At 69.4% G+C, this 25,169-nt stretch carries 23 protein-coding genes and 1 pseudogene; 8 read left to right on the top strand and 16 right to left on the bottom strand.

Annotated features, from left to right (window positions below; genetic code table 11):
- Window positions 1–49: 49 nt before the first annotated feature.
- The 3 genes from IG05_RS0116625 to IG05_RS0116635 form a co-directional block, all read right to left on the bottom strand.
- Entirely contained in the window at window positions 50–799 is a 750-nt protein-coding gene (locus IG05_RS0116625) for an anti-sigma factor (RefSeq protein ID WP_030343302.1), read from the bottom strand.
- On the bottom strand, window positions 796–1,380 hold the full coding sequence (locus IG05_RS0116630; RefSeq protein WP_030343303.1) for a sigma-70 family RNA polymerase sigma factor: 585 nt from the start codon (window positions 1,378–1,380) through the stop codon (window positions 796–798). Before IG05_RS0116630 ends, IG05_RS0116625 begins: the two co-directional genes overlap by 4 nt.
- A gap of 439 nt (window positions 1,381–1,819) precedes the next feature.
- Complete coding sequence (locus IG05_RS0116635; RefSeq protein ID WP_030343304.1) at window positions 1,820–2,839, bottom strand: Lrp/AsnC family transcriptional regulator; 1,020 nt, start codon at window positions 2,837–2,839, stop codon at window positions 1,820–1,822.
- Window positions 2,840–3,022: 183 nt separating this feature from the next.
- Between IG05_RS0116635 and IG05_RS0116640 the strand changes: the two genes are divergently transcribed.
- The 3 genes from IG05_RS0116640 (at window position 3,023) to IG05_RS0116655 (ending at window position 7,828) form a co-directional block, all read left to right on the top strand.
- Window positions 3,023–4,750 (top strand): MFS transporter, encoded by a 1,728-nt coding sequence (locus IG05_RS0116640; protein WP_037813916.1) that lies wholly within the window; start codon window positions 3,023–3,025, stop codon window positions 4,748–4,750.
- A gap of 123 nt (window positions 4,751–4,873) precedes the next feature.
- On the top strand, window positions 4,874–5,635 hold the full coding sequence (locus IG05_RS0116645) for an alpha/beta hydrolase (RefSeq protein WP_051789923.1): 762 nt from the start codon (window positions 4,874–4,876) through the stop codon (window positions 5,633–5,635).
- 1,164 nt (window positions 5,636–6,799) lie between these two features.
- Window positions 6,800–7,828, top strand: coding sequence for a helix-turn-helix domain-containing protein (locus IG05_RS0116655; RefSeq protein ID WP_158838914.1), 1,029 nt, complete (start codon window positions 6,800–6,802; stop codon window positions 7,826–7,828).
- A gap of 10 nt (window positions 7,829–7,838) precedes the next feature.
- On the opposite strand, the gene IG05_RS0116660 is transcribed toward IG05_RS0116655, so the two are convergent.
- The 3 genes and pseudogenes from IG05_RS0116660 to IG05_RS45295 all read right to left on the bottom strand — a co-directional run.
- Window positions 7,839–8,366 carry an RICIN domain-containing protein gene (locus IG05_RS0116660; RefSeq protein ID WP_158838916.1) on the bottom strand — a complete coding sequence of 176 codons (528 nt, stop codon included), beginning with the start codon at window positions 8,364–8,366 and terminating at the stop codon, window positions 7,839–7,841.
- A gap of 757 nt (window positions 8,367–9,123) precedes the next feature.
- The gene (locus tag IG05_RS0116665; RefSeq protein ID WP_030343309.1) at window positions 9,124–10,905 is read right to left on the bottom strand and encodes a pentapeptide repeat-containing protein; all 1,782 of its coding nucleotides are present in this window, start codon (window positions 10,903–10,905) and stop codon (window positions 9,124–9,126) included.
- Between the two features lie 838 nt (window positions 10,906–11,743).
- A pseudogene (locus tag IG05_RS45295) lies at window positions 11,744–11,914 on the bottom strand (transposase family protein); the annotation flags it as partial.
- Between the two features lie 152 nt (window positions 11,915–12,066).
- On the opposite strand from IG05_RS45295, the gene IG05_RS0116670 reads away from it, so the two are divergent.
- The 3 genes from IG05_RS0116670 to IG05_RS0116680 all read left to right on the top strand — a co-directional run bounded on the left by IG05_RS0116670 (window position 12,067) and on the right by IG05_RS0116680 (window position 14,972).
- Window positions 12,067–12,867, top strand: coding sequence for a MerR family transcriptional regulator (locus tag IG05_RS0116670; RefSeq protein WP_030343310.1), 801 nt, complete (start codon window positions 12,067–12,069; stop codon window positions 12,865–12,867).
- Window positions 12,864–14,078, top strand: coding sequence for a glycosyltransferase (locus IG05_RS0116675; protein WP_030343312.1), 1,215 nt, complete (start codon window positions 12,864–12,866; stop codon window positions 14,076–14,078). Before IG05_RS0116670 ends, IG05_RS0116675 begins: the two co-directional genes overlap by 4 nt.
- Window positions 14,079–14,222: 144 nt before the next feature.
- Entirely contained in the window at window positions 14,223–14,972 is a 750-nt protein-coding gene (locus IG05_RS0116680; protein WP_030343313.1) for an IS5/IS1182 family transposase, read from the top strand.
- Between the two features lie 36 nt (window positions 14,973–15,008).
- Here IG05_RS0116680 and IG05_RS0116685 read toward each other — a convergent pair whose 3' ends face one another.
- Complete coding sequence (locus IG05_RS0116685; RefSeq protein WP_030343315.1) at window positions 15,009–16,478, bottom strand: UvrD-helicase domain-containing protein; 1,470 nt, start codon at window positions 16,476–16,478, stop codon at window positions 15,009–15,011.
- A gap of 233 nt (window positions 16,479–16,711) precedes the next feature.
- Window positions 16,712–16,975, bottom strand: a complete 264-nt coding sequence (locus tag IG05_RS0116690) for a helix-turn-helix transcriptional regulator (RefSeq protein ID WP_030343319.1) — start codon at window positions 16,973–16,975, stop codon at window positions 16,712–16,714.
- Between the two features lie 849 nt (window positions 16,976–17,824).
- Here IG05_RS0116690 and IG05_RS43705 point away from each other — a divergent pair.
- Together IG05_RS43705 and IG05_RS42290 are read left to right on the top strand one after the other, a co-directional pair.
- Window positions 17,825–18,067, top strand: coding sequence for a hypothetical protein (locus IG05_RS43705; protein ID WP_030343322.1), 243 nt, complete (start codon window positions 17,825–17,827; stop codon window positions 18,065–18,067).
- Between the two features lie 372 nt (window positions 18,068–18,439).
- Window positions 18,440–18,763, top strand: coding sequence for a hypothetical protein (locus tag IG05_RS42290; protein ID WP_078894251.1), 324 nt, complete (start codon window positions 18,440–18,442; stop codon window positions 18,761–18,763).
- Here the strand turns inward: IG05_RS42290 and IG05_RS46930 are convergent.
- The 8 genes from IG05_RS46930 to IG05_RS45305 form a co-directional block, all read right to left on the bottom strand.
- Window positions 18,760–19,083: a hypothetical protein gene (locus tag IG05_RS46930; RefSeq protein WP_030343326.1), complete on the bottom strand. Its 324-nt coding sequence runs from the start codon at window positions 19,081–19,083 to the stop codon at window positions 18,760–18,762. The genes IG05_RS42290 and IG05_RS46930 overlap by 4 nt on opposite strands.
- A 254-nt stretch (window positions 19,084–19,337) precedes the next feature.
- Complete coding sequence (locus IG05_RS0116715) at window positions 19,338–20,051, bottom strand: carbon-nitrogen hydrolase family protein (RefSeq protein WP_030343328.1); 714 nt, start codon at window positions 20,049–20,051, stop codon at window positions 19,338–19,340.
- Window positions 20,052–20,144: 93 nt separating this feature from the next.
- The gene (locus tag IG05_RS0116720) at window positions 20,145–20,894 is read right to left on the bottom strand and encodes an IS5/IS1182 family transposase (RefSeq protein WP_030343331.1); all 750 of its coding nucleotides are present in this window, start codon (window positions 20,892–20,894) and stop codon (window positions 20,145–20,147) included.
- A 158-nt stretch (window positions 20,895–21,052) separates the two neighbouring features.
- Window positions 21,053–21,535 (bottom strand): GNAT family N-acetyltransferase, encoded by a 483-nt coding sequence (locus tag IG05_RS0116725; protein ID WP_051789927.1) that lies wholly within the window; start codon window positions 21,533–21,535, stop codon window positions 21,053–21,055.
- A 31-nt stretch (window positions 21,536–21,566) separates the two neighbouring features.
- Entirely contained in the window at window positions 21,567–22,565 is a 999-nt protein-coding gene (locus tag IG05_RS0116730; RefSeq protein ID WP_030343334.1) for a quinone oxidoreductase family protein, read from the bottom strand.
- A gap of 121 nt (window positions 22,566–22,686) precedes the next feature.
- On the bottom strand, window positions 22,687–23,124 hold the full coding sequence (locus IG05_RS0116735) for an Rrf2 family transcriptional regulator (RefSeq protein ID WP_030343336.1): 438 nt from the start codon (window positions 23,122–23,124) through the stop codon (window positions 22,687–22,689).
- A gap of 340 nt (window positions 23,125–23,464) precedes the next feature.
- On the bottom strand, window positions 23,465–23,809 hold the full coding sequence (locus IG05_RS0116740) for a type II toxin-antitoxin system PemK/MazF family toxin (protein WP_030343338.1): 345 nt from the start codon (window positions 23,807–23,809) through the stop codon (window positions 23,465–23,467).
- A gap of 246 nt (window positions 23,810–24,055) precedes the next feature.
- Window positions 24,056–24,589 carry a GNAT family N-acetyltransferase gene (locus IG05_RS45305; protein ID WP_234335880.1) on the bottom strand — a complete coding sequence of 178 codons (534 nt, stop codon included), beginning with the start codon at window positions 24,587–24,589 and terminating at the stop codon, window positions 24,056–24,058.
- Between the last annotated feature and the right edge of the window lie 580 nt (window positions 24,590–25,169).

Consider the following 25,169-nt stretch of genomic DNA (forward strand, 5'->3'; position numbering starts at 1 on the left):
TGACCGGCATCGTGTAGCGCCACGCCACCGGCCGGCCGCAAGGGCCGGCTCAGGACGGGATCCCGAGCAGGCCGATCGGCGCGCTGGTCGGCTGCGGCGAGCCACCAGCCGGCTCGACGGTGATCCCGACTCCCGTGGTTCCGTCCACCCGGCCCTGCATCAGGACGCTCTGGCTACGGCGGTCGGGGCGCATGAACCCGGCCGAACGCATCTTCCCGCCATCGGCGAACCACAACTGGTAGACCTTGCCCCGGGGCGGCTCCGTCATGCCCGAGGCCACGAACACGGCCCGGTCACGGCGGGCGGAGACCACCAGGGTTCCCGTGCCGCCCGCCACCCGCACCGAGCGCGTCTTCGCATCCGGCGCGGCCAGCACCCCCGCGACCTCCTCGGCGTGCCGCTCGGCCTCGCCTGCCTGATGCACGGCTTCCCGGGCACGGTCGTACTGCCAGACCGCCGTACCCCCGAGGGCCGCGGCGGCTGCCACACAGGCGGCCAGCGCCCACCGGGCCGGGCGAGAGCCGCGCGGCATGCGCCGTCGGACCCGCTCGACGGCCGGGGCGCCTGGGGGTACCTGTCGCACCGTGGTCACGCGTTGCAGTACCTGCTTGCGCACCGCGGGCCGGACCGGTTCGGCGGCCGCTGAGGCCAGCCGGGCAGCCGTCGCGGTGAACTCCGCGGCCTCCTGCGCACACGATGCGCAGGCGGTGAGGTGGCTCTCGAAGGCGACACGTTCGTCGTCGGGCAGTGCGTGCAGCGCGAAGGCGCCGGTCAGCGTGTGCGGATCGGTCAGGGTCATGCCGCCACCCCCAGGCAGTCGCGGAGCCGGATGAGTCCGTCGCGCAACCGGGTCTTCACCGTGCCCAGCGGCAGCGCGAGCGCCTCGGCCACCTGCCGGTAGGTCAGGCCGCGGTAGTAGGCGAGGGTGACCGCCTGGCGCTGCAGCTCGGTGAGGGTGCGCAGGCACCGGCGCACATGTTCCTGCTCCAGCCGGGTTTCCACCTGCTCGGTCACCTGGTCGTACGCGGGCGTCCGGTCCAGCAGCGCAGCCTTGGTGTCCCGGGCGGCGGCCGCTTCCACCGACCGGACCCGGTCCACCGCGCGGCGGTGGGCCAGCGTCAGGATCCAGTTCAGGGCCGTACCGCGCTCGGGCCGGTAGCGCGGGGCTGTCCGCCACACCTCCACGAGCACGTCCTGGGCCACCTCCTCCGACTGCGCCAGGTCCCGCAGCACCGCGCGGACGACGCCTAGCACGGAGCCGGCCACCGCGTCGTAGACCGCAGCGAACGCCTCTTGGTCTCCCAGGGCCACTTCGTGCATCAATCGTTCCAGGTCAGGCCTGGACGACGGATGGGCGCCGATGTGCACGGCTTCCTTCACAATGCTTCTCCCTGGGTGTGACGATCCGGAACGTCCCCGCGTAATCCGAGGCCGAATCACGTGCGGATTGGTCACCCGGCCTCCGACAGGGCTGCGGCCATCCTCGTCGTGCTCCGAACCACCAGTCCCTACCGGCCTCACCTCATGTACCTGGAGCTGCCGTAGTGCCCACCCCGGCGCGCTTCAGCTCTTCGTCCGGCTCTCCGTTGAGGCCAGCGACCCGGCCCATCCGGCTCACGAGCGCTTCCGGCAGCTCTGCGCCGAGAGCCGGGCCATGCCACACCCGGTCACACTGCCGCAGGTCTGAGGGCGCCCGCCCCGCCAACCGTTCGACGCGGTGTCGTTCCGTCGGCTGCGACCAGACGGTGACCGCCGCTCGCCGCCCCGCTGGCCATGGCCCATCCGCAAGAAGCGCGGGGCGGCGAATGCCGGACGTCGTTCACGCCGTCGTCGGGAGGTAGGGGCCGGGTCCTTTGAGGGTGCGTTGGATGGGGGCGGTCGCTGTGTGGCGGAGGCCGGGGAGGGTTGCGACCGACTCGGTGAGGTAGCGGTAGAAGAGCTGTGGGGTCGCCACGTCAATGCTGGCGTAGAGGTTCGCCGTGCCCGTCGTGGCGGTGGCGTAGGCGACTTCGGGGTGTGCGGCGAGCGCCGCTCCCGCCTCGGCGAGGCGGGACGGGTCGATCTCCAGCCAGAGGGCGGCCCGGAAGTCCTGCTGGAGGATGTCCGGGTGGTACTCCATGTCGAAGTACAGGGCGCCGGCCGATCTGAGTTCGGTGATGCGCCGGCGCACGGTGGAGGGGGACAGGCCGGTCGCGGCGGCCAGGTCTCCCGTTGCGGCCCGCCCGTCCCGGGCCAGCAGGTCGAGTAGTTGCCGGTCGCTGTCGTCCAGGCTCACCGGTGGGGTGGCGTCCGTGGCCCGGTCCGGTGTGCCAGGGGGCGTGAGCGCCGCGACCTGCGCGGCTGTCAGCGGACCGCGCTTGTTGATCGGGCCGAGGTCGTGACCGAAGAAGACGTGCATTGAGCAGTGCGCGGACACGTCCACCACTTGTGGTGTGCGCGGCAGCTTCTGCAGGAGCGGGGACTCCTCCGGCCCGGGGCTGCGAGTGCGTACCGAGCAGGAGATCTCGGTGCCGCCCGAATTCAGGTTGACCCAGGTAGTGTCCGTACGCCGTGCCATCGCCTTCCCGAGGGAGGACGCGGCATCCGGAGTGCACCGTACGCGTACGAGCCAGACGGAGTCCCCCAACCGTAGGGGATCGGTCAGGCCGAGGACCCGGATCTTTCCGGCGGACCGCAGCCGTGCCCAGCGGCGCGCGACGGTCTGGTCGGAGATTCCGAGGACGTCGGCGATCTCCCGGAACGAGGCCCGCCCGTTGATCTGCAGCGCGTGCACGAGCTCCATGTCCTCTTCCGACAGACTGCGGTACACGTGGCCCGGGGTGTCGAGATAGGTCGCCATGGAACCCATTCTGTCGGATCCGCGCATGAAGAGCGCTCTGGCTCACGATTTCGCCTGTGCAGGCTCGAAGCTGTTTCGCGGGATCCCCCGCCGGCCTGCTCGGCCCGCCGCGGTTCGCCCCGGCCCGATGACGGTCGGGGCCCGGTCCCGGAACACCTGCTCAACACGAACGGAGAATTCGACATGCGTAAATGGTGGCCCCTGACGGCGGTCTGCCTGGGTGCCTTCATCCTGCTGGTGGATGTGACGATCGTGAACGTCGCACTGCCCAGCATGGCTGCCGACCTCGGCGCTTCGTTCACCTCTCTGCAATGGGTGATCGACGGCTATGCCCTGGCACTCGCCGCCCTGCTGCTGGCCTCGGGTTCCCTCGCGGACCGCTTCGGCCACCGGCGTTCCTACGTCTGCGGTCTGGGCCTCTTCGGCCTGGCCTCGCTGGCGTGCGGCCTCGCCCCCGACGCGGAGGTGCTGATCGCAGCCCGCGTGGTGCAGGGCGTCGGCGGCGCCGCGATGTTCGCCACCGCTCCCGCCCTGCTGCTCACTTCCTACCAGGGCAGGGACCGGGGTACGGCCTTCGGTGTGTGGGGCGCGGCCAACGGGGCCGCCGCAGCCGCGGGGCCTCTGCTCGGCGGACTGCTCACCGAGCACTTCAGCTGGCCGACCATCTTCTGGGTCAACCTTCCGATCGCCGCCGTCGCCATCGCCACGACGCTGCGGGTGGTGCGTGCCGACCGACCCGCCTACCAGCCCGTCGGGACCTCCGGCCACGGCACGCGGCTCGACGGGACCCGGGCCCGTGTCGACATCCCCGGTGCGACGGCCTTCACCATCGCCGCGGCCACGCTCACCTACGGGCTCATCCGTGGCGGGGAGGTGGGCTGGGCCTCCGTCGAGACCTTGACGACCTTCGCCGTCACCACCTCGGCGCTCATCGCGTTCGTGGTGATCGAGCACCGTACGGCGCGACGCGGGGGCGTCCCGATGATGGACCTCGCGCTGCTGCGCCGCCCCTCGTTCGCCGCGTTGATGAGCGGTGCGCTGCTGCTGCAGGGCGGCGCCTTCGGCTGCCTGGTACTGGTCTCCCTGTGGCTGCAGTCCATGCTCGGCCTCAGCCCGGTCGGGGCAGGCCTCGCCCTGACCCCGCTGGCCGGTGCTTCGTTCCTCGTGGCCGCCGTGGCCGGCCGTCACCTCCAGCGGCTCGCGCCGCATCTGCCGATCGGCGTCGGACTCCTGTCCGTCGCGGTAGGCATGCTGGTCCTGCGTGCGGGTATGACGGCCGACGCGGGGCGGACCGCTCTCATGGGAGGGCTCGTGGTCACCGGGATCGGCGTCGGCCTGGCCACGCCGGTGCTGGTTTCGGCTGCCACCTCCTCCGTGCCGCCGCAGCAGGCGGGGATGGCCGGCGGGGCTGTCAACACGTTCCGTCAGCTGGGCATGACCTTGGCCATCGCCGTCTTCGGCACGGTCTTCACCAGCCGGGCGGCCGCCGTGCTCGCCGGGCCCGGCACAGTGCCGGATCCGCACAGGAGTGCCTCGGCGCTGGCCGCCGGGCAGGCCCGGCGCCTCGTGGACGCGGCGCCCGCCGCCGACCGGAGCGCGGTGCACCAGTTGGTGCACACGGCGTTCGCCACCGGCCTCGATCGGGTGTTCCTGGCCTCGGCACTGGCGGCAGCGATCGGCGGACTGATCGTCCTGATCTTCGTACGGCCGGCGCGCGGGACCGCCACGGGGCACGCCACCGTCCCCGAGCAGGGCACGCCGAAAGATGATGTCGGTCAGAGCGCGAAATACGGTTGGCAAGGCGCGGGTGACGCCGAGGACGTGGAAACCGGCCGAGGCGCGGGGACCGGCGACGGCAGGGAGCACGGCGGCGGCCCTCGGCCGGAGGCGAACGCGGCACAGCAAAGCTGAAGCCCGTCACCGCGAGCCCCGTCTTCGCGAGCCGCCCACGCGGCCGAACCGCCGACGGCCGCACCGCACATCCCTCCCATCGCTCCCGGCATGCGTTGCCCCGAACATTTCAGGAGTCTCATCATGTCCACCGGTGTAACGGCCACTGCCGACGCCTTCCGCACCACCGCACCGCGCCCCTCGTTCCTCCTGGTCCACGGGGCCTGGCACCGGTCGGAGTGCTGGGGCCTCGTACGGAAGGCCCTCGCGGCCGATGGATGGACGGCCCGGACGGTCGACCTGCCCAGTGCCGGACCGCAGCGCACACCCGCCGCCGGGATGTACGACGACGCCGACGCGATAGCCGCTCATCTGCGGCAGGCAGACGGTCCGGTGATCGTCGTCGGCCATTCCTACGGCGGTCTTCCGGTTACCCAGGCCGCCGCCGGCCTTCCTGCCGCCGCTCACCTCGTCTACCTGGCGGCGTATCTGCCCGAGGAGGGAGAGTCTTTGCTCAGCGTGCACGGTCACGGCGCCGACGCGGCCGAGGATCTGCGCGGTACGGCCCCCGTCGTCTTCGACGACCCCCGCACCGCGCTGTTCGGGGACCTGCCCGACGAGCAGGCCGAGGACGCCGTCAGCCGGCTCGTCACGCAGAGCCGGCGCTCCTTCCAGCAGCGGGTGACCCGGACGGCCTGGCGGACGGTGCCCTCCACCTATGTGCTCTGCGAGGATGACAGGGCGCTCCCGCCCGCATTGCAGGAGCGGATGTCCACCCGCGCCAGTCACGTCGAGCGCTTGAACACCGGCCACTGCCCCTTCCTGTCCGCGCCCACCGAACTGGCCACGCTCCTGGGCCGGATCGGCTTCAAGGCGGTCACGTCCGTGTCGTCCCGCAAGGGCTGAACGGCCCCGGCAACCCCGGAGGAAGGCTTGGCATTTCAGCGTGGGAGCCATGGATGTCGTAGGCAGATGACGCTGCGGGCGGCTTGGAGTGGACCGACATGCCGGTGCAGCCGACCACCGCTCCAAATCGTCACCGGCCTCCCACGGCTCGCGCCGGGCTGCCCTCACCGGATCCGTGGAGGCTGGGTGGTACTCGTCTCATGACGGCGCCAGAGTCAGGTCACGCGGATGCGTGCCGGACTGCGCGCCGGGGATGACGGCGGTGTCCCCCAGCCGATACGCAGGGTGCTGTCTCACCACGATCGACAAGCTCACCGCCTTCCCTCCCCCTCCCCCGCAGGACGAAGTTCACCGGCTCCGGGCCCGGCGGACTTCGCCTCGGTCGAGCAAGCCGGCCGGGTGATCACACAACAGCTGCTCTTCGCCCGGTTGGGTGGAGGCGCCGGAGCCCCAGTCGCCCCGGACGAGGCACAGGGCGGCCCCTGCTGGTGCGATGACGGCCTTGACTTCGAGGACCTCGGCGCGGGTGGTGCAGCCGTCCCGGTCCGCGTCGACCAGCGCTTGAACGCCGAGCGCTGGTAGCCGGTGCGGTTCTCGCCGGCCACCGGGATCGGACCAAGCGCACGAGCGAGTCCTTTCAAAGAGCACCGACTGGTCGTGATCTTCGTAGCCGCCCCGTACAGGAGAACCGACTCACTCGTCTGGATGAACATCGGCGAGAAGCGGAATGGCGAACCGTTCCGCCAGGACAGGCGGATGCTATGAGACTTCTGCGTACACGCCGGCCCCGCGACGGCAGGACTGCGTTGCTCGCCGCCGCCATTCCGACTTCCTTGCCGCATCACTGACCGGCCTCCCACCCGCCAACGCCACAACCACCGCAGGCTCCCCCGCCGCGGCCCGGGAGGCACCTGCCGGACTACATCCGCGGCAAGGGCAGCTCCATCATCAACAGCGCAACAACGGTAGCGTCCGCGGCACCTGACAAACCGACACACGCCGTCGCAGCACCGCCTTGCTGAAAGCCGCCATCATCGTCAGCATTCGCGCCGTTCCCGTCCGCGCACTCCGTGGCACCGCAGGACCCGCTGCATGCGCGAGGAGCATCTCGGGCGGTGGCACAGTACGGGGCCGTTCCGACGCTCGGGCAGCCCAGGGGACAGCATGGAGAAGATTTACGACAGCACGGACTTCTCTGCGCACGACGCTCTCGACGCGTGGGCAGCAACCACCGCGGACGCGGTGATGCCGACGGGATTTCGGCTAGCCGGCACTGAGCCCTTCCACGGCTGGCTGAAGGTGGCTTCGCTGGGCGCAGTGCAGGTCTCGGCAATGGCCTACCACTCGTTCCGCTGCATGCGCACCCCGAAACTGATCCGCAGAGCCGATCCGGAGTGCTTCCAGGTCGCGTTCATGCGCTCGGGCCGGCATGTGCTGGAGCAGAACAGGAGCCGAACGGCGCTGCAACCGGGTGAGATGGCGATCTTCGACAGCTCGCGCCCGTTCGAGAGCTGGGCCGACGGTGAGTCCCTGCTCATCCAGTTCCCGCACACCTTGCTTCCGCTGCCGACCAGCCGCATCCACCGGATCCTCGCCCGTCCGCTCCCCGGTGACCAAGGCATCGGGTGCCTGCTGGCGGACTTCCTGACCCGCTTGGAAGGGATCGGCGCCGACTACACGCCACAGGACGCCATCCGGCTCGCGGCCGCAAGTCTCGACCTGGTCACCGTCGTGGTAGCCCACCACCTGGAGTGTGAGAGCGAGGTCCCGGCCGATTCCCGGCAGCGCTCCCTGTACCTGCGCGTCCTCGCCTACATCCAGGGCCACCTGGGCGATCCTGCCCTCACCGTCGACGCGATCGCGGCCACGCACCACATCTCGGTCCGTTCGCTGCACCGCCTGTTCCAACAGCACGGGGTGAGCGTCCGTGCGTGGATCCGCGCCCAGCGCATGGAGCGCTGCTGTCGGGACTTGGCCGACCCGACAAGGCGTCACCAGCCCATCGCCGCCATCGCGGCCCGCTGGGGATTCCCCCGTCCTGCGGACTTCACCCGCGCCTTCCGCACCCGTTACGGCATCACGCCCAGCGAGTTCCGGGACCGCGCATACGGTCACAGGACAGGGGCAGGGCCGGGCAACGGGCGGCTGGTGCCTAGGGCGAGGACGCCCCAGGCACCGGACCACCGCAGCTGAACAGGCCGGCTCAGCCGCTCAGCTCCTTCCACAGCTGGGTGCTTCCCGTCCCGGAGGCGCAGCGTCCCTGGATGACCTGGGTCATGTATGCCGTCGAACTGCGCACGGTGCCGGCGCACTTCCCCGAGTGGGCGTTGACGAGCAGATAGCGGCTCGAGCTGACGTACTTCGACCGCCACAGCTGCGAGTGGTCACGCGTGCTGGTGCAGTTGCCCCATGCCAGCGCCGCACCGCTGGCGGCGGAAGCGTGGCTGACGCCCAGGCACTTGCCGTTGTAGGGGTTCCTGAGCTTCACGTACTTCACGCCGCCGACCCTGGTCGTCGCGTACGGCCTCCAGAGGCTGCGCCTGCTGCTGCAGTTGATCAGGTTGACGGTGCTGCGGCTGGAGTGCATGCCCAGGCAGTAGCCGGAGCGGGCGTTCTTGTGCCGTAGTGTGCTCGCGGCCTCGGCCGGAGCCGCCGACGTCAGTGCCAGCGTGGCGGTCAGGAAGGCCGCCGCCACGGACAGCGTGTGCGGTGTGCGCACAGTTTCCCCCAAGTCGGTTCCGTAGTGCTGTTGCCGTGAACCATCGTTGCCGGACGCACCGGTGGTCCGCCTTAGCGGGAAGCGCCACCCGCTTCGCCCAGAGCGCCAGAAAACGAGAGGGCAAGGCGCCGGTCGGTTCCCTTCTATGACCAGCCTGTGCACTGGTGCACTAACGGTTCCGAACGCCGGCCGGCGCCTGGCACCTGGTCCTCCAAGATGTCCAGGAGCTGCCTCTGCCGGTCCCCGCCGCCGAGCAGCTCAGGCCGTGGAAGCCGACCGAGGACCTGCTGGGTCGCGTGTTCCAGCAGCTGTCCGCCTTCCGGCCGGGACCCGAAGGGAACGCACGAAGGAGAAGCCGCCGTTCGAGCCGGCCCTGATTCCTGAGCCCGGCTCCCGGCTCCCGGCTCCCGGCTCCCGGCTCCCGGCTCCCGGCTCCCGGCTCCCGGCTCCCGGCGAGCTTCCCGTCTGGCGCGCCGGCCAGCACTTCGACCGCTGGCAGGTCTTTCCCTGCACGCTGTGCGACAGGCCCAAGCCCATGCGCTCCCACTCCGGCGAGCCACCTGCGCTTGGACCAAGGGCGTGCGGGCCAGTGGCAGCCGTCACCGACGACGACCTGGCGCAGGTAGTAGCGGTACATCTGCCCAGCGGTGATCAGCGCGATATCCATCATGGAAGTCACGCCACACGGCCATGACCTGCATAAAAGCCCGAGCAGCCACACCCTCGCCACGCGGGAGCAGCAACCGAGCCGGACTCTAGGCACGGGTGATCAACGTTTGATGCGTCCGCGGATGGCGAGGACCGCGAGGGCGAGGAGGGTGGGTTCGAGGATGCGGGAGGCCATCTCGATGTAGGTGCCGGCGGTGGTGAGGTTCTGGCCGTTGGAGCGGAAGACGACCGAGTTGACGGCGACACGGGTGGCCTTCTCGGCGCGGGCCCAGGTCATGCGCTGTCTCCAGCCGCCGTGCAGAGCGGGGGCGGGGGTGCTGGTGTGGAGGCTGATCCTGCTGGCCGTCAGGGTCCCGGTCGTAGCGGGATCGGGATCACGGGTCGGCAGGCCGGCGCCCATGAGGAGCAGCACGGTCACTGTCATGGCAGCGAGGAGCCAGGTGAAGGCGCGCCAGGCGCGCAGGCCGTAGCCGGACAGCAGCCAGTACCCCCACAGCAGCCGGCGCTCCCCCGCCGTGGTGCCGGTCGTGTCGTGGCGGCGCATCTCGCACTCGCCGTAGTAGAAGTCGGCGGCGCCGGGTTCGTTCTTGCCGTCCTCGAACGCTTTGCGTAGCTGCCGGTACAGCGCGGCGACGTCCTCCGGTCCGGGAGTGCGGGCGGGGTCGGGGTGGTGCGGCCCGGAACGCCACAGACGGGGATCCGGTGCCGCGCCCGCGGGAGGAACGGGCTGGTCGGCGGTGTGAGCGCGCCAGTGGTGTTCCTCGGCAACGACACGTCGGCGGGTGAAACGGATCGGTCGGATGCCGCGGCGGTGCCAGCCGGTGGGGGCGGCGGCGAAGGTGGTGCGGCCTTCCAGGCGGATCTGGTCGAGGTGGAAAGCCCCGGAGAACAGACAGTCGGTCAGGTCGACGTCGGTCACCACCAGGTGCGCGGCATCCACGCCCTGAACCGAGACCACCCGTGCCCGACCCGGGACGCGCGGCTGCAGACCGGAACCTGCCAGCAGATCCTCACTCATGGCGCTGTCTGCGTGGGCGAAGGAAGTGGGGTGAGCGATGACTGCGGCGGGGGCGGTCAGGACCGCGTGACTGAGGTCCACAGCTGCGTACCGCACCCGCACAGTCGCCGTCGACTCCCACCGCGTCCGCACACACACCACCTGCGCCGCGGCTATCTCCAACGTCACCGGCAGCACGAACACCGCCCCCGACAAGACCACCGTGTCCGCACACACCAACGGCCCCAACGTCGACACACCGTCAAACTGCACCTCGCGGAAGTGGGCGGCGCCGGAGAACAGGGCCTCTCCGAAGTGAGCGGGCCCGGAGAACTGCGCCTCGCTGAAGCGGGCGAGGTCGGAGAACTGCGCCCCTTCGAAGTGAACGGGACCGGAGAACTGCGCCTGGCGGAAGTATGCGAGGTCGGAGAAGTGCGCGTCGCGGAACCACGTGCGGCCGGCGAACTGCGCCGCTCCGAAGTGGGCGACGCCGGCGAACTGTGCCCCTGCGAAGTAGGCGGAGCCGGAGAACAGGGCCTCTCCGAAGTGAGCGGGACCGGAAAACAACGCCCCTCCGAACTCGGCGCGGCCGGAGAACTGCGCCCCTCCGAACTCGGCGGGGCCGAGGTGGGGTTTGCCCGTGGTGGGGTCTTTGAGGGCGTGGAGAAGGGCTGCCAGCAGCTCTTGAGTGAAGGGGGTGCCGCGGTGATCGATGGCGGCGCCGGCGGCCAGGCCGGTCAGGTAGGCAAAGCGGTCGGTGTCGGCGAGGTGGGCCAGGCATGCGACGTGGCCGGGGACGTGAATGCCACGGCAGCCGACCGGGTCGGTGACCGGGTCCGCGCCGTGCCCGCAGTGCGGCCAGGAAGGCGGTAAGGGCGTGCTCATGGTGAGGCGGCTCCCTCGGTGGGTTTCCGGTGCGCCGGGATGGACGCTCATCGGGCCGGGCTGGTTCTGGGCGTGCCGTGCCGTGCGAGGGCCTACCCGCGTCGGCAGATGCCCGCAGTCAGAGCGAATGGCTGCGGGCGCCCAGTGTGATCGCCGGTTCTGGGCAGCGGGACGGGCCGTTCGGGCATCGAGGGTGTGGTCCGTCGTCGGGTGCCCTAGGCGTGGAGCCTTCGTGGATCAGGTTGGATGGATCGATCCGCTCACAGACTGATCACGAGGGAGGCGCATACCAGCCGGGCATGGTCGCGGTCGCGTCGCATGCAGCCCCTCCTGGTCTGCTGTTCGACCCGGTGCAGTGGCCGCACATGCGGGCTGACAGCGCCGTACAGGCAGCTGACAGGCTCTCCGCTGACCTGCTCGCCCGACGGATGACGGACCGTCCGCGCCACCGCAGACAGCCGTGCCGCTCGATCACAGGAAGGGCGCTGGGGCAGCGGCACTGCTCGCAGTCTCCGCGGCCGGCGCACTCCATGCAGAAGCCGCGTGGTATGCCGTGGTTCAGTCGCCGGGGTGGTATGTCTTGCTGAGCGGCGGCTCGGTCCATCCGTAGACGACGCCGTCGGCGCATGGTTCCTCGGGAGTGCCGGTTCCTGGGGCTGGATACGCGCCAGGCGGCAACCGCCTAAAGGGTGTTGTAGAAGGCCGTGGGTCCCGCCGCGAGTCCTTGCGGCAGACCCCAACCCCAACTCGGACGGACAGAAAATCGAGTTCGATCACCGCCAGCGCGATCTGAAACGTGGGTCCAGCGTGTCCGTGACCCGGCGGTCACTGAGGTTCTTCAGCGGTGCCGCTCCAGGGTGAGTACGACTTTGGCAATTGACGTCATGCGGTTCGGGCTGCAGCGGGCGTGACGGAAGATCCGCCAGGACTTGAGGCGGGGAACACCGCGCTCGACCGGGGCGCAGGCCCGGGCCAACGCCGAGTTCACGGCCTGCTGGGTGGGGGTGAGGCCGCAGTGCGGTGGCCACCCTAAAAGCTCAATGGGCCGTAGCTCGCGGGCCGGTGAGCATTCCCGGTCTTCACCTCCGAGGCGCAGCGAGCGCGAGTTGACCCTCCCCTTACGTCAGGCTTGAGGCTGTGTACCGACGAAAGGGCAGGTGGATGAGCTACTCCGTGGGGCAGGTCTCGGCCTTCGCCGGGGTGACGGTGCGGACACTGCATCACTACGACAAGGCGGGGCTGCTCTCGCCCAGTGACCGCAGCCACGCCGGATACCGGCTCTACAGTGAGGCTGACCTGGTCCGTCTCCAGCAGATTCTCTTCTACCGTGAGCTCGGCTTCCCTCTCGACGAGATCGCCGCGATCTTCAAGGATCCGCAGGTGAACCCCTTGGAGCGGCTCCGGGCCCGGCAGCGGCAGCTGAGTGAGGAGATCGCCAGGCTACAGCGGCTGGCCGAGGTGGCGGAGCGGGCGATAGAGGTCCAGAAGACCGGGGTGTCCCTGACTCCTCAGGAACGCTTCGAGGTTTTCGGTGAGATCACCTTCGACCTGAGCTATGCCACGGAGGCAGAACTGAAGTGGGCGCACTCGGAGAGACAGCGCGAGGCGATGGCGCGCGCGGCTGCCCACACCAAAGAGGATTGGCGTCAGCTCATGGGCGAGGCCGCCACCTGGCGCGCGGAGCTGCTCGCGGCCTTCGACGAGGGGGAGCTGAGCAACGGCGAGCGGGCCATGGACCTCGCCGAGGAGCACCGCCTGCACATCTCACGATGGTTCACCTCCTGCCCGCCCGACATGCACAGGCGCATCGCGGACGACTTCGTCGCCGACCCGCGCGCATTCGCTCTGGTCATACCGCCGTCGCAGCAACGCCCGGGCCTGGCCGCCTATACGCGCAAGGCGGTTTACGCCAATGCGGCCCGCCACGTAGGTGGCCGTACCGATTCCGAGGAGAACCAATGAGGATCCTGATCGCCGCGGCCGGATCGCGCGGCGACGTCGCGCCCTACACGGGGCTGGGCGCCGAACTGTGCCGGGCCGGATACGACGTTGCCCTCGCCACCACAGACACTTTCGCACCCCTCGTACGCGACGCCAGGCTGGAATTTCGCAGCCTCCCCGCCGACACACGGGTGCGTGGCGGCGTCACAGGCAAACGTGAACTTATGCGCGCCGCTGCCGCGTTCATCACCGAACTGGGTCAGGGCTTCGCCGACGTGATGGACGATGGCACGGACCTGCTCCTGCTGTCGACCACCACAGCTCCGCTCGGCTGGCACCTCGCCGAGGCCACGGGCACACCGAGTGTCGGCGTGTACCTCCAACCCACCGCACCGACCGGCGACTTCCCGCCCGTCGTCACAGGCTCCCGCTCACTGGGCCGTCTCGCCAACCGAGCAACCGGACGCTTCGCACTGCGGATGGCCGACCGCGTCTACGAACAGGCGGTCGCAAAGCTGCGCCACCGCCTCCAGTTGCCCCCGGTCTCACCTTCCGAGATGCGTCGACGACAGGAACAGGCGAATTGGCCCATCTTGCACGGCTTCAGCACGGCCCTGGTGCCTCGTCCCTCCGACTGGCGCTCTGGACTGGAGGTCGTGGGCAACTGGTGGCCCCATCATGATGCGGCCGAACGGCTGCCTGCTGATCTGGAGGACTTCCTGCGTGCCGGACCCCGGCCCGTCCTCATCGGCTTCGGGAGCATGGCGTCCGGCGACGCTGAACGGCTGAGCGAGATCGCTGTGCGAGCCCTGCGCCGCGCCGGGCTGCGCGGCATCCTCCAAGCCGGCAGTGCCGGGCTCGCCGCCGACGGGGACGACGTGCTCACCATCGGGGACGTACCGCATGCCTTGCTGTTTCCACGGCTGGCTGCCGTGGTCCACCATGGTGGGGCCGGCACCTCGGCCGCCGCGTTGCGCGCTGGAGTGCCCGCGGTCACCGTACCGGTGACCGCGGACCAGCCGTTCTGGGCGGGGCGACTTGCCGCCATCGGCGCCGCCACCGACCCAATCCCCTTCCGATCCCTCACCGCCGAACGGCTTGCCGACTCACTTCACCAAGTAGTGAAGCAGCAGGCACACAAGCGAGCCGCCGCAAAAGCGGCGCAACATCTCGTGACCGAGAACGGAGCGGGTCAGGCGCTCAAGGCCATCCAGCAGCTGACCGATGGATGACGCCAATCCGTTCCTCGTCCTCGTCACTGCGCTTCTTCAGTCTGGACACCGATCGGGTGACGGCTGAGGGCGCGTAACAGGCGAAGCCCCCGGGTTGTTGATGGAGATGTCTGACGTCTCAACCAAGCAGCCCTGGAGGCCTCGTTGGTCATCTATCCTGCCGCACTCGACGTGCCGCATGCGCTCGTGGAGTGGGTCACCACGCTCATCGTCACCCGCGAGGGGGACCGGCGCTGCAAGCTGCGCCCGTCTCAACGCGCGATAGTGGCGCTCGTGTACTTACGTGAGCACATCACGTTGGCGCAGATGGCCGCAGGTTTCGGGATCAGCGAGTCCACCGCCCACGCTTACACCACCGCGGTCACCGACCTGCTCGCCGAGCGCGCTCCGGGCCTGCTCAAGGCACTGCGTGAAGCCGACCCGGACTTCGTCCTGCTGGACGGCACTCTCGCCGAGTGCGACCGCGTCGGTGACGGGCGGGCAGACTACTCGGCCAAGCACCGCCGCCACGGCGTGAACGTGCGGGTAGTCACCGATCCTGGCGGCCGGCTGTTGTGGATTTCCCCCGCGCTGCCGGGCCGCGCCCATGACCTGACCGCCGCCCGCACCCACCAGATCATCCGTATCTGCGAACGTCAGGGCATCCCCATCCTGGCCGACCTCGCTTACCAGGGAGGAGGTCCCTGGGTCACCACCGGCGTCAAGCGACGACCGCACTGCGACCTCACCCCCACCCAGCAGACCGCGAACCGGGCGTTGGCCCGGGCTCGCGCCCCGGTCGAGCGCGGCGTTGCCCGCCTCAAATCCTGGCGGATCTTCCGTCACGCCCGCTGCAGCCCGGACCGCATGACGTCAATTGCCAAGGCCGTACTCACCCTGGAGCGGCACCGCTGAAGAACCTCACTGCGGCGAGTACTGGGGCGTTCGGCTTCAGGTCGGGTTGTCAGGATGGTGGTTGATCCAAGCCAAGCCGATGGGGTCCAAGTGGTGACGGGCCCGGGTAACGGCGACGTACGCCAGGCGGGCTTCTGCCTCATCGACGGGCCGTGGAACGGGGTGGCCCTGGGCATCGACCTCATCGGTGTCGGCGGGCGGAATGAAGTCGGGTGCGAGGCGCACCCGGGCCCATTCCCGACCCTTGGCCTTGTGGGCGGTGGAGACGGTGACCTCGGCCGCGTCTTCGGGAGCAAGTCGGTCGACAGCCTGCAGGATGGCCTCGGGTCCGTGCTCGTCGACGAGGTTGGCAAAGGGTTGCAGCTCGCTGCCGGCGGGGTCGTGCTCGGCATAGTCGCGCAGAGCCGTCCAGGTGGTGAACAGCACGAGTTCGGGGTGTTGGGCGCGGCGTCCCTGGATGAGGTCGCGGGCGGCCCATGCCAGGGCGCGCAGCGAGTCACCGCCGCCTACCAGCGCCGTTGCGATGCCGGCGGCGATGAGCGCGAGGACCTCGGTCATCGCGCCGATGTTGGTACGGCACAGGACCGCATCCGAGTGCCCGGCGCGGGATCCGATCGTGGTGCGAATGTCGGGTGTCCCGGTCAGCCGGATGGAAGCGTTGCTGAGTGTGAGCCAGCGGTTGGCCTCCGTGGCGAGCGCGGGGCCGAAGCGGAAGGAGCGGGTGAGCGTGAGGTGATGGCCGGTGAACCGCGCCATCACGTCGCGGGCGCCGCGCCAGCCGTAGATGGCCTGTGCCGAGTCACCGACCATGACGATCTGAGTACGGTCCTCCTGGGCCAAGACGATCTGCTCGAGAATTGGGTTGGTGTCCTGGGCCTCGTCCAGCAGGAGGAAGTCGCCGTGCAGGACCGGCTCGGTCAAGGCCCACATCTTCAGGTAATGGTCGTGCTCGAAACGGACCGCGCCGCCGTAGGGGTCCTGCAGATCGGCCCACGCCTTCGCCGCGTACGGCAAGATCAGGTCGGCCAGTTCCGCATGCTCCTCGTCGTCCAAGCCCCGCAGGTGCGGAACGTGATGGTGGGCCAGTTGCATGTCGGCTGACTGGCAAAAGCGAGTCACCGTCCGCAGCGTGGCGTTGGACAGCGTGGCCGGCATCAGCCCCGCCCGGCCGATGCCGGCCGGGGCGTTAAGGCCGAGGTCCTGCCCGATCTGCCAGCCAGGCCGCCTAGGAGCATTCAGGCGGCCGCGGAAGCGGTGGCCGAGCGCGGCGTAGGCCAGCGAGTGGGCCGTCTTGCACTGGACCGCTGAAGGAAAGCGAGCGGCGGCGTCCAGGGCGATAGCCCGGTTGAAGGCGAGGTATCGTCCACGCCGCAGCGGCATCTGTTCCGTGAGGAAGACGAGCGTGGACGTCTCGCCTGTGCCCGCGCCTGCCTGGATGGCGAGATGGCCACCGCTGCGGAACGCCTCCAGGGCGGCGGCCTGTTCGTCGGTCGGGGAAAAGGGCATGGAACAGATCTCTCCGGAAGCTCGAAGCCCGCGCCACAGACACGTGGGCGCCGGGGAAGAGGGCCGCACCCTGGGCACGTGCCGGAGTCAAAAAGTGCCAACGCATCCGCCCGTGTCTTACGTACGCGCCGCCCGGTCCGCCCGATGCGGTGACAAGAAGGCGACAAGAATCCGAATTCAAGACGCACGTGCGAGAGTGCCACCACGTTCGGGTGGCCGACGGGCGGCTGTGCTCAGGCGTCGGACTTCGGAGGTTCGTGCCCCGCGCATAGTGGATCCAGGAGCTCGCCCAGCGGGATGGAGAAGGCGTGGGCGAGAGCGTGCCAAGTGGCCAGCGTGCCGATCGTGCGGCCCTGTTCGATCTCGATCAGAGTCCGGCGGAACAAACCGCTGTGCGCGGCGAGTTCGTCATAGCTCCATCCGAGCTGCGCACGCAGGCGAGCGAGGGAGAGCCTGAGTGCCGTCGGGTCGGGCTCCGGCGGCGGGATGGTCGTCACGCATCCATCCGACGGTGCAGACCCCTGCCCTGGCAGTGCAGACCTCTGCCCTATCTTGTCTCGGTAAGGACTGGCTCCGATAGGGCAGGGGTCTGCACTACGGTGTTCCGCGCCCGGAGCCGCCCGGACGCAGGGTGGGCGGCTGACTGCTCATGGCTTGGAGAGACCGATGTCCGCACGCGCCTGGACCGTCACGATCAGCAGTCCGGCGGGGCGGCCCGTGCTGACGTGCAGTGCCTGCCCCAGTCATTCGTGGGCGTGGGCGCTGATGGGGTCGTGCAGGTCCGCCGACATCTTGCGGGCCACTTCGTCGACTCCCGGCTGCCTGCGTACCTGCGTACCTGTCAGTGTCGGGAAAGGGGCTGTGTGTGGCACGGGCGCCAGGGGCCCTGTTCCGGTCCACTGCGGCTCCTGCTGATCCGGGCGGACCGCGGCCTCACCTGGCACCTTGCGGATGCCTGCGCCGCGTGCGCCGCCGCGATCCCTTGCGCCGCCACTGTCCCCGAACCCCCGCAGGACGCGGCCGGCCGCCATGTGCTGGCGCCCGCGGGCGAGGCGGTTGCGGACCTCACGTGTGAGCCCGTCGAGTGAGTGGAGGCGCTATGAGACGGAGCCGTGTTCGCCCCGTGGATCTGCAGACACCCCGCCGCGGTGTCGGATCTGGCCCGGGCGGGACTGGTGGCTGGGCCGTGGGGGACAGGTATACGTTCGTCGGCCCGCTGGAGTGTGACCAGGTCAGAATCGGCAGATATCTCCAGCCGCTGCCGCGCTCCCCCTAGCCTTGAAGGCTGATCATCGCCGTCGCGGCCAGGCCGCTGCGGCGCGCCGACCTGGCTGGGATACACGGGCATGGACGGGGGACGCGGCGCGGCACGCGCCTTCGAGGACTGGCTCTTCCGCATGGAGGGCATCGCCGACGACGAACGACGGCTCCTCGCGGGAGAACACGTCAGCGGGCCGGCGGCGGACTCCTACCGTTATCGCGTCCAGGCGGCCAGCCGCGAGTTCGCCGGCCGTGTCCTGACCAGCGAACGGCAGGCCCGCGACCTGCTCGGCAACCGCTCCTGCAGATCCACCACGGCGGGGGCATGACCTGTGTCCTCGATCCCGCCAAGGCGGCCTGCCAACTTCGAGGGTCGGCGGATGACCCCATGGTCACCCCGACGTCGACGACTGCAGACCTCGCTGCAAGTGCCTGGTCCGCACGGACCGCGACATCACGGTCGTCCGAGACCGTCTGTATGAACTCGCAGAGATTGTCGAGGATTCCCTGGCTCCGCCCATCCGCCACTCACGCGAGCAGCGCGAACTCGAACGGCTCCGCGCGATCATCAACGAACACCAACGCGGAGCCCAGCAATGACCGTTCTCCCGCTCGACGACGAACACGATCCCGCCTGACGCGAGATCGTTGCCGCCATCAACCGTCTCCTCGCTGGCACCCCACACCGATCCAACGGACGCTTGAACGTCACCCATCTGGCGATCGAGGCCGACGTCAAACGCTGGCACCTCACCCATCAGCACACCGACCTCAAGGACCGGTTCCAGGCCGAGGCCGCCCTCGCCGAGGCCAAGCGAATGACAGCCGCCAGGAATGTCGATGCCCACGACGAGCTGAAGAAGAAGTACGCCGAGCTCAGCAAGCACTGCCGTCACCTGGAGAGCCGTCTGGAGATCTACGCAACGGCGCTGAACCAGCTCGCCCTGGAGCTCGAGGCAGCCACTGGACGGGACGCCGACGCCGCCAAGATCCGGACGCTGCCTCGACGGCGGCCACCTCGCTAGAGCCGCGTCACCCTGCGGGGGATGGGGCCGCAGGGTGTGGGTGGGCGGCCAACCGGCCCGTCCACCCGCACAACCGCAGGTCCGCCCGGCAGCCGCAGCCCCAGCAGGATCTGGCTGTAGCCCTCGGCCTCCGGGACCTCGGGCGTTCGGGTGCCGCCCAGCATGTAGTCGATGGACTCGACGATGAACGACTTGCCAGTGTCCGAGGCCCCGTAGATCACCGTCAGCGCCGGGTCGAGGTGACGGTGGTCGGTCCGATCGGCGTGGCCTTGCCCAGGTCCCAGTTGAAGCGGTCCCGGTTGGACGGCCGGGAGGATCATTGAGCCTCTCCGTCCTGGTGTGCAGGCCGTACTCGGTATGGGCGGCCACGAACTCCTTGATCTGCGCCGCCGGTGTCCCGCGCAGCGCGGGAGCGTCCGACGCCGGGGGGAGTCCAGGAACCGCGCGTGCACCCGCTCGACCGCGGCTCGCATCTGCTGCTGGCGCTCCCGTTCCACGACCTGCGCGTACGGCTCGGGAGCCGTACGGGTGTCGTGGATGCCGACGATGGGCCGCCCACCAGTAAACCGCCGGTTCAGCCGACCTCGGCGAGCACGTGGCCCGGTGCCTCGGTGCCCGCGTCGGCGGTCCGTTCGCCGTCCGGGCCCCAGGCGCCGGCGCCGCCGCAGCCCACGCCGTCCTCGTTGCTGCCGAGGACGTTGCCGAGCACCACGTGGAGACCGAACTCCCGGGCCCGCACCGGATAGACCTTCTCGAACGAGTCGTTGTCGGCGGAAAGCACCGAGCTCGCCAGATAGACCGTGCAGCCGTCGGCGGCGGCCCGCTCGGCGAGCTCTGGGAAGCGGTTGTCGTAGCAGGTGGCCAGCGCGAACCGGGTGCCATCCAGCACGAAGCGGCCGTCCCGGCCGCCCGCTGCGAAGACCTCCTGCTCGATGCCGTACAGGTGCTGCTTGTCGTACCGGGCGAGGAGTCCGCCGTCCGGACCGATGACGAGCGAGGTGACCATGGGCCGACCCTCCGCCGTGTACACGGGACCGTTGACGACCGCCGCCGCCGAGACGGCGCGGCAAGCCTCCCGTACGGGTTCGAGGCGGGCGTCGTCCTCGGTGAGGACGAGGCCGGGGGTGTCCCGGATTAGCGTCGGCTCGTAGCCGGTCACGGCGAGCTCGGCGAAGACGACCATGCGCGCGTCGTCGGCCCCGGCGGCCCGGATCAACGCGGCGATGGTACGAACGTTGGCGTCGATGTCCCCGGCGACCGGGGCGAACTGGGTGGCTGCGACGATCATCCCCCCATCATCGCCGCCGACCGGACCGAGGGAAACCCCGGGGCTCCACAGTACGAGAACCCGCTGGAGATCACGGAAAGTCACTGAGGTCTTTCAGCGCTGCCGCTCCAGAGTGAGGACGGCCGCGGAGATTGACGACATTCGATTCGGGCTGCACCGGGATCGGCGGAAGATGCGCGAGGACTTCAAGCGTGCGACGCCGCGCTCGACCGGTGCCCGTGCCGCGGACAGAGCGCGATTGACCGTTTGCTGGGTCGGCGTGAGGTCACGGCCCGGCGGGCGCCTGAGGGGTGTCGTCACCCACGGGCCAGCTCCCATGTAGGCGCGGTCGGCGAGGATGGGAACGCCCTGGCACTCGCAGATTCGGATGATCCGGTGGGCGCGGGCCGCGGTCAGATCATGGGCGCGGCCGGGCAGAGCAGGCGAGATCCACAGCAGCTGCCCGACCGGGTCGGTCACCACCTGCACGTTCACCCCGTGCCTGCGGTGCTTGTGGGAGAAGTCGGCCCGGCTGTCGCCGACCCGGTCGCACTCCGCCAGGGTGCCGTCGAGCAGGACGTAGTCCGGTTCCGCCTCGCGCAAGGCGCGCAGCAGGCCGGGTGCGCGGTCGGCGAGCAGGTCGACCACGGCTGTCGTGTAGGCGTGAGCGGTGCCGACGGAGATGCCGAACCCGGCCGCGAGCTGGGCGAGGGTGTCGTGCCGGCGCAGGTACACCAGGCCGACCACGGCACGCTGGTGCGGTGGGAGCTTGCAGCGGCGGTCACCCTCGCGGGTGACGATGAGCATGGTTACCCACTCGACCAGGCCGTGAGGCAGATCGAGTGCGGCAGAATACGGAACCAACGCGGCTCCTGTGCCTGTGGGTTGAGACTTCTAACACCTCCCCCAGCGGCACGGGAGCCTCGTGCGTTGCGGGCACCGATCCCGTCACCCGATCAGTGGCCACGCTGAAAGACCTCACTGACTGGCTTCCGTGGGCGCCTTGCAGACGCCATGAGGGATTACCTGGTGGGCGGGGCTGTGATCAAGTCCATGCCCGGGTAGCGGCCGGTGACGAAGCCCGCAGCTTCGTACACCGGCTTTCCGGCCTCGCTGGCGTGCAGTTGGACGTAGTGAATGCCTGCTCCGTGGAGCCAGCCGACCAGTTCGTCCACGATGCGGCGTGCGTGGCCGCGGCCGCGGGCCGGGGCGTCGGTGACGATGCCGTCGAGGTAGCCGCGGCGCCCGTCGGGCCAGCGCGGACCGGGCAGATGGTAGGTGACCCAGGCCATACCGCAGGCATGGAGGGGCCCGCCGGGATCGCCGCCGACGACGAGGCAGACGTAGTCGTCGCGGCGGTTGATGCGCTCGTCGAACCAGTTGTGGGCGATACGCCGCCATGGAGCGTCAGTCGGTCCAGGGTCGGTGCCCAGAGTCTCCAGCGCGACGGCGCGTAACCGGATCAGCTCTGCAATGTCGGCTGTGGATGCCTTGCGTGGCTGCATGTCATGGCTCCCCTTTCTGTTTTAGCCCGCTTCAACGGGCCATGGTGAGCAGGACGCGACCAAAGGGCCGGTCCTCGATCAGATGACGCTGCGCTTCGGCAGCCTGTTCCAGCGGGAACACGCGGGCGATGGTGGAGGTGATGCGGCCCGCGCGCAGCCATTCCAGCAGGGTCACGCGAGCGGAGCGGGCGATGTCCGGAGGGGTCATCGAGAACGTGTAGCCGTAGGCGGTGGCGTTCTTCCATATCAGGTCGGTGATGTTCACCGTGCCTTCAGTGCCGCCTGAGTATCCGACGCCGACGTAGACGCCGCCGTGTGCGAGAGAGGCGATGCAGGGACCGAGCAGCGGACCGGCGACGCCGTCGACCACGACGTCCACGCCCCGGCCGTCGGTGATGCGCGCGACGCCGTCGGTCAGGGACTCGCGGGACAGGTCGATGACGTGCTCGTGGCCGGCGGCACGGGCGGCTTCGGCTTTGTCGGTGCGGCTTGCGGTGGAGACGGTCAGGGATGCGCCGAGTTGGCGGGCCACGTCCACCGTCCCCATGCCGACGGAGCCACCGATGGCTGGCGCCAGGACGGTGCCGCTGGTCTTCAGCCGGGCGAGTCGGGTCAGGACGAGGTAGGCGGTGCTGTATCCGGCGCCGGCGAACAGCGCACAGGCGGCCTCGTCGCTCACCCCGTCAGGGATCGGTATCAGTTGGCGTGCGTCCGCGGTCAATTGCTCGCGCCAGGTGCCGTCGGTGCGCCAGCCGAGCCCGCCGCCGGCGACTACGACGCGCGCCCCTTCCGCCAAGCCGGTCGCCCCGGGGTCGGTGATCCGTCCCACCGCGCCGCCGCCGGGTATGTGGGGCGGGGTCTGGTGCAGGGAGGAGTCCATCCGTCCTGCCCTGATGGTGTTGTCGGCCGGGCTCACTTCGGCGTAGGAGAGCTGGATCGACGCCCGGCCGCCGGTGGCCGGTTCGGGGGGACGGTCCACGAGCCGCAGTTCCTCGTAGCCGCCGTGGCGCCGGTACTCAATCGCTCGCATGGCGTTCCACCTCCGTCAGTCGGATCACGGGTTCTTCAGTAGCCCCTTGGTGATCCAAGCCAATGAAACAGATTCTGTTACAACTGAGGGCAAGAGTGAGCCGCCCGGCCCCCTCGGCGCTTCAGTCGGAGCGTGAGGTCAGGGTGTCTTGCAGGACGTCCGCGATCGAGACCCCCGCGAGTTCCCGCCGCACGGCCTCCTCCGTGTCGAGGTAGACGCGGCGCAGCGCGGGCTGGATGCCGCGGCCGACGGGGCACGTCTGGTTCGGTTCACCGCGATGCAGGGCAAACAGGGGTTCGTCGTGCACCGCCCGGTAGACGTCGAGCAGGGCGAGGGACTCAGGCTCGCGTGCCAGCGTCCAGCCGGCCCCAGCGCCGTGCCGGACCGTCACCAGGCCCGCCTTCCGTAGATCGGCGAGGCTGCGCCGGATCACTACCGGGTTGGTGGCCACGCTTGTGGCGATCTGGTCCGAGGTGACGACGTCACGCCCGCGCCCGTGCACCAGGGCCATCCAGGTCAGCACATGGACGGCGACCGTCATCCTGCTGTTCGCGCTCACGTCCTTCACACCCCCTTGCTGCAACAGTAACAGTTACAGCAACGGGGCCAGGTGTGCGGATACGTCGACCAGGGCCTGTCGTGAGTCATGATCACGTGCGGGGCGAGGCTGCGGAGCCAGATGACCGCATGGCACCACACGTGGGCCGATTTCCCACCCGAGGCAACTCCCGGATGCCGGATGCTTCCGCGCCTCTGGCAGGCTGAGCGCGTGACGTCAGGTACCGCCGACCCGCTGTACCGCAGAGCGGTCCAGCGGGTGGCTACGCCCGACGCATCCGCAGCGAGAAGGGCCAACGCTGGAAAGGCCGACCCCCGCTCGTTGCCTGATCAAGCAGGGCCTAGTGCGCGGCCTGCTCGAGTCCACCGGCACGAAGGGCATCCTCGATCTCGCCGAGCTTCGCTGACGACAAGATTCCCACCTGCTCGGTCAGATCTTCCTTGGCCAGCGTGACCAGCCAAGTGCACGGGACAAGACCGGGACGTGGCAGCGCCACTCGAAGGACGCCCTCGAGAGGCAGCCCCTCGGGCGCCCCCACTGCCACCTCGACGGCCACACCGCTGATCTCGGTCCCCGCAGGAGCGACGACCTGCATCGCTCGGAACCCGGACGCTTCACCTCCTGACAGCAGTACTACCGGCCGCCGCTCGTCAAAGTCCGCCAACCAGACCTCGCCGCGCTCCATGTGCCCTCCCGACGCAGGATCGCGGGGGAACCTTGCACGCCCCGGACCGAACACCTCATGGTCAGCCGTAATCCAACCAGTCCAGCGGTCGCAGCGGCCAGCGAACCCGGTGAACCCGTAGATCCCGCTGCAGCCCCAACCGCATGTCGTCAATCGCCAAGGCCATCCTCACCCTGGAGCGGCAACGCTGAAGAAGCTCACTGAAGCCGTGACCTCCGCCCTACGAGTAACCGGTGATCGAAGAGTTCATGAGGTGAACGGCGTTTCGTCTCCAGGCACAATATTTTTGCAAAAGCAGACTCGATCCTGTCCGGGGCCGTCGTAGTCGATACGCACGGGCCATCCGGCGACCTCGCGGTCACCCGGCTCTACAGTGAAACCCATGGCTTGATGAAAGGCAATGGAACCGATATTTCCTGGGGAGGTGATCGCACGCACCTGGCGGCGGCCCGCCTCTGCAGCGCGCCGGATAAATACCGTGTAGAGCCGGCGGGCCAGGCCTTGCCCTCGCAGCGCGGGATCGACCCCGACGAAGTGGATATAGGCTTCATCGTCATTGTCCGCAGCGTGGAAGCCGATGAGGAAAGCTTTGATCCCCTCATTGTCCTCCAGTACCAGACTGGTACTGGAAAAGAACTGCAGAAAGAGCTTAGGAAGCAGCAGAGAAAGTTCGCGAGCTTGATCAGGTGTGCGAGAGTCACTCCACCACCGCTGCACGCACTCGACGATCACACGATGATCGGAGACACGCGCTTGACGCAGTCCGAGCAAGGAGTTCACTCAGTTCTCCCCTTCTTCTCTCCTGCCGGTCGGAACGACCGCTGCGGGGCAGCCGAAGCCGACCGAGCCAAACCCGCGCCGCAAGCGGCATGCCACAACGTACCCACGATCCCGCGCCGGGCGGCCAGGAACCGGGAGGTACATCAGCGTGGCAGTCGCGTTCCGGGTCATGGGAAGTCGATCCCGAACGGCGCCACGCGCCCGGCGATCACGACGGGGAGGTCCGTGGGGGCGACGACGAGGATGCCGATGGTCGAGGCGAGCACCCCCGGCAGGACCAGCCCGGCGGGCCCCTGCTTGTCGATGGCGGACCGTGGCTACGACCACGACGAAACCGCCGCCTGGTATTCGAGGGCGACTTCGTCCAATACGGTGATCTCACCACCGGTGTGCAGTTCCACCGCCCAATGCCCCCCGACGGACAGAGTCGGCACTCCCCGGCCGCGTCGCTGCCCCCCGGCGCGGACGTCACTTCGTGAGACGGCCCGCCAGCGTGAGGGCGGCGGTCCGTCGAGGCGCGGCCTGCAAGGAGCCGGAGCCCGGCTTTGCGTCGAGTGCCTGACCTGGCCAGCCCTTCAGC

This window comes from Streptomyces sp. NRRL S-1022, from assembly GCF_000720135.1.
In the GTDB taxonomy this organism is placed as follows: Bacteria; Actinomycetota; Actinomycetes; order Streptomycetales; family Streptomycetaceae; genus Streptomyces.

What these genes read in the sequence shown, in the direction of transcription:
- IG05_RS0116730 (WP_030343334.1), bottom strand. Translation starts at nt 22,565, where the DNA reads ATGCGAGCGATTGAGTACCGGCGCCACGGCGGCTACGAGGAACTGCGG.
- IG05_RS0116655 (WP_158838914.1), top strand. Translation starts at nt 6,800, where the DNA reads ATGGAGAAGATTTACGACAGCACGGACTTCTCTGCGCACGACGCTCTC.
- IG05_RS0116675 (WP_030343312.1), top strand. Translation starts at nt 12,864, where the DNA reads ATGAGGATCCTGATCGCCGCGGCCGGATCGCGCGGCGACGTCGCGCCC.
- IG05_RS46930 (WP_030343326.1), bottom strand. Translation starts at nt 19,083, where the DNA reads ATGATCCTCCCGGCCGTCCAACCGGGACCGCTTCAACTGGGACCTGGG.
- IG05_RS0116665 (WP_030343309.1), bottom strand. Translation starts at nt 10,905, where the DNA reads ATGAGCACGCCCTTACCGCCTTCCTGGCCGCACTGCGGGCACGGCGCG.
- IG05_RS0116635 (WP_030343304.1), bottom strand. Translation starts at nt 2,839, where the DNA reads ATGGCGACCTATCTCGACACCCCGGGCCACGTGTACCGCAGTCTGTCG.
- IG05_RS0116685 (WP_030343315.1), bottom strand. Translation starts at nt 16,478, where the DNA reads ATGCCCTTTTCCCCGACCGACGAACAGGCCGCCGCCCTGGAGGCGTTC.
- IG05_RS0116715 (WP_030343328.1), bottom strand. Translation starts at nt 20,051, where the DNA reads ATGATCGTCGCAGCCACCCAGTTCGCCCCGGTCGCCGGGGACATCGAC.
- IG05_RS0116740 (WP_030343338.1), bottom strand. Translation starts at nt 23,809, where the DNA reads ATGGAGCGCGGCGAGGTCTGGTTGGCGGACTTTGACGAGCGGCGGCCG.
- IG05_RS43705 (WP_030343322.1), top strand. Translation starts at nt 17,825, where the DNA reads ATGGACGGGGGACGCGGCGCGGCACGCGCCTTCGAGGACTGGCTCTTC.
- IG05_RS0116640 (WP_037813916.1), top strand. Translation starts at nt 3,023, where the DNA reads ATGCGTAAATGGTGGCCCCTGACGGCGGTCTGCCTGGGTGCCTTCATC.
- IG05_RS0116625 (WP_030343302.1), bottom strand. Translation starts at nt 799, where the DNA reads ATGACCCTGACCGATCCGCACACGCTGACCGGCGCCTTCGCGCTGCAC.
- IG05_RS0116645 (WP_051789923.1), top strand. Translation starts at nt 4,874, where the DNA reads ATGTCCACCGGTGTAACGGCCACTGCCGACGCCTTCCGCACCACCGCA.
- IG05_RS0116725 (WP_051789927.1), bottom strand. Translation starts at nt 21,535, where the DNA reads ATGCAGCCACGCAAGGCATCCACAGCCGACATTGCAGAGCTGATCCGG.
- IG05_RS0116670 (WP_030343310.1), top strand. Translation starts at nt 12,067, where the DNA reads ATGAGCTACTCCGTGGGGCAGGTCTCGGCCTTCGCCGGGGTGACGGTG.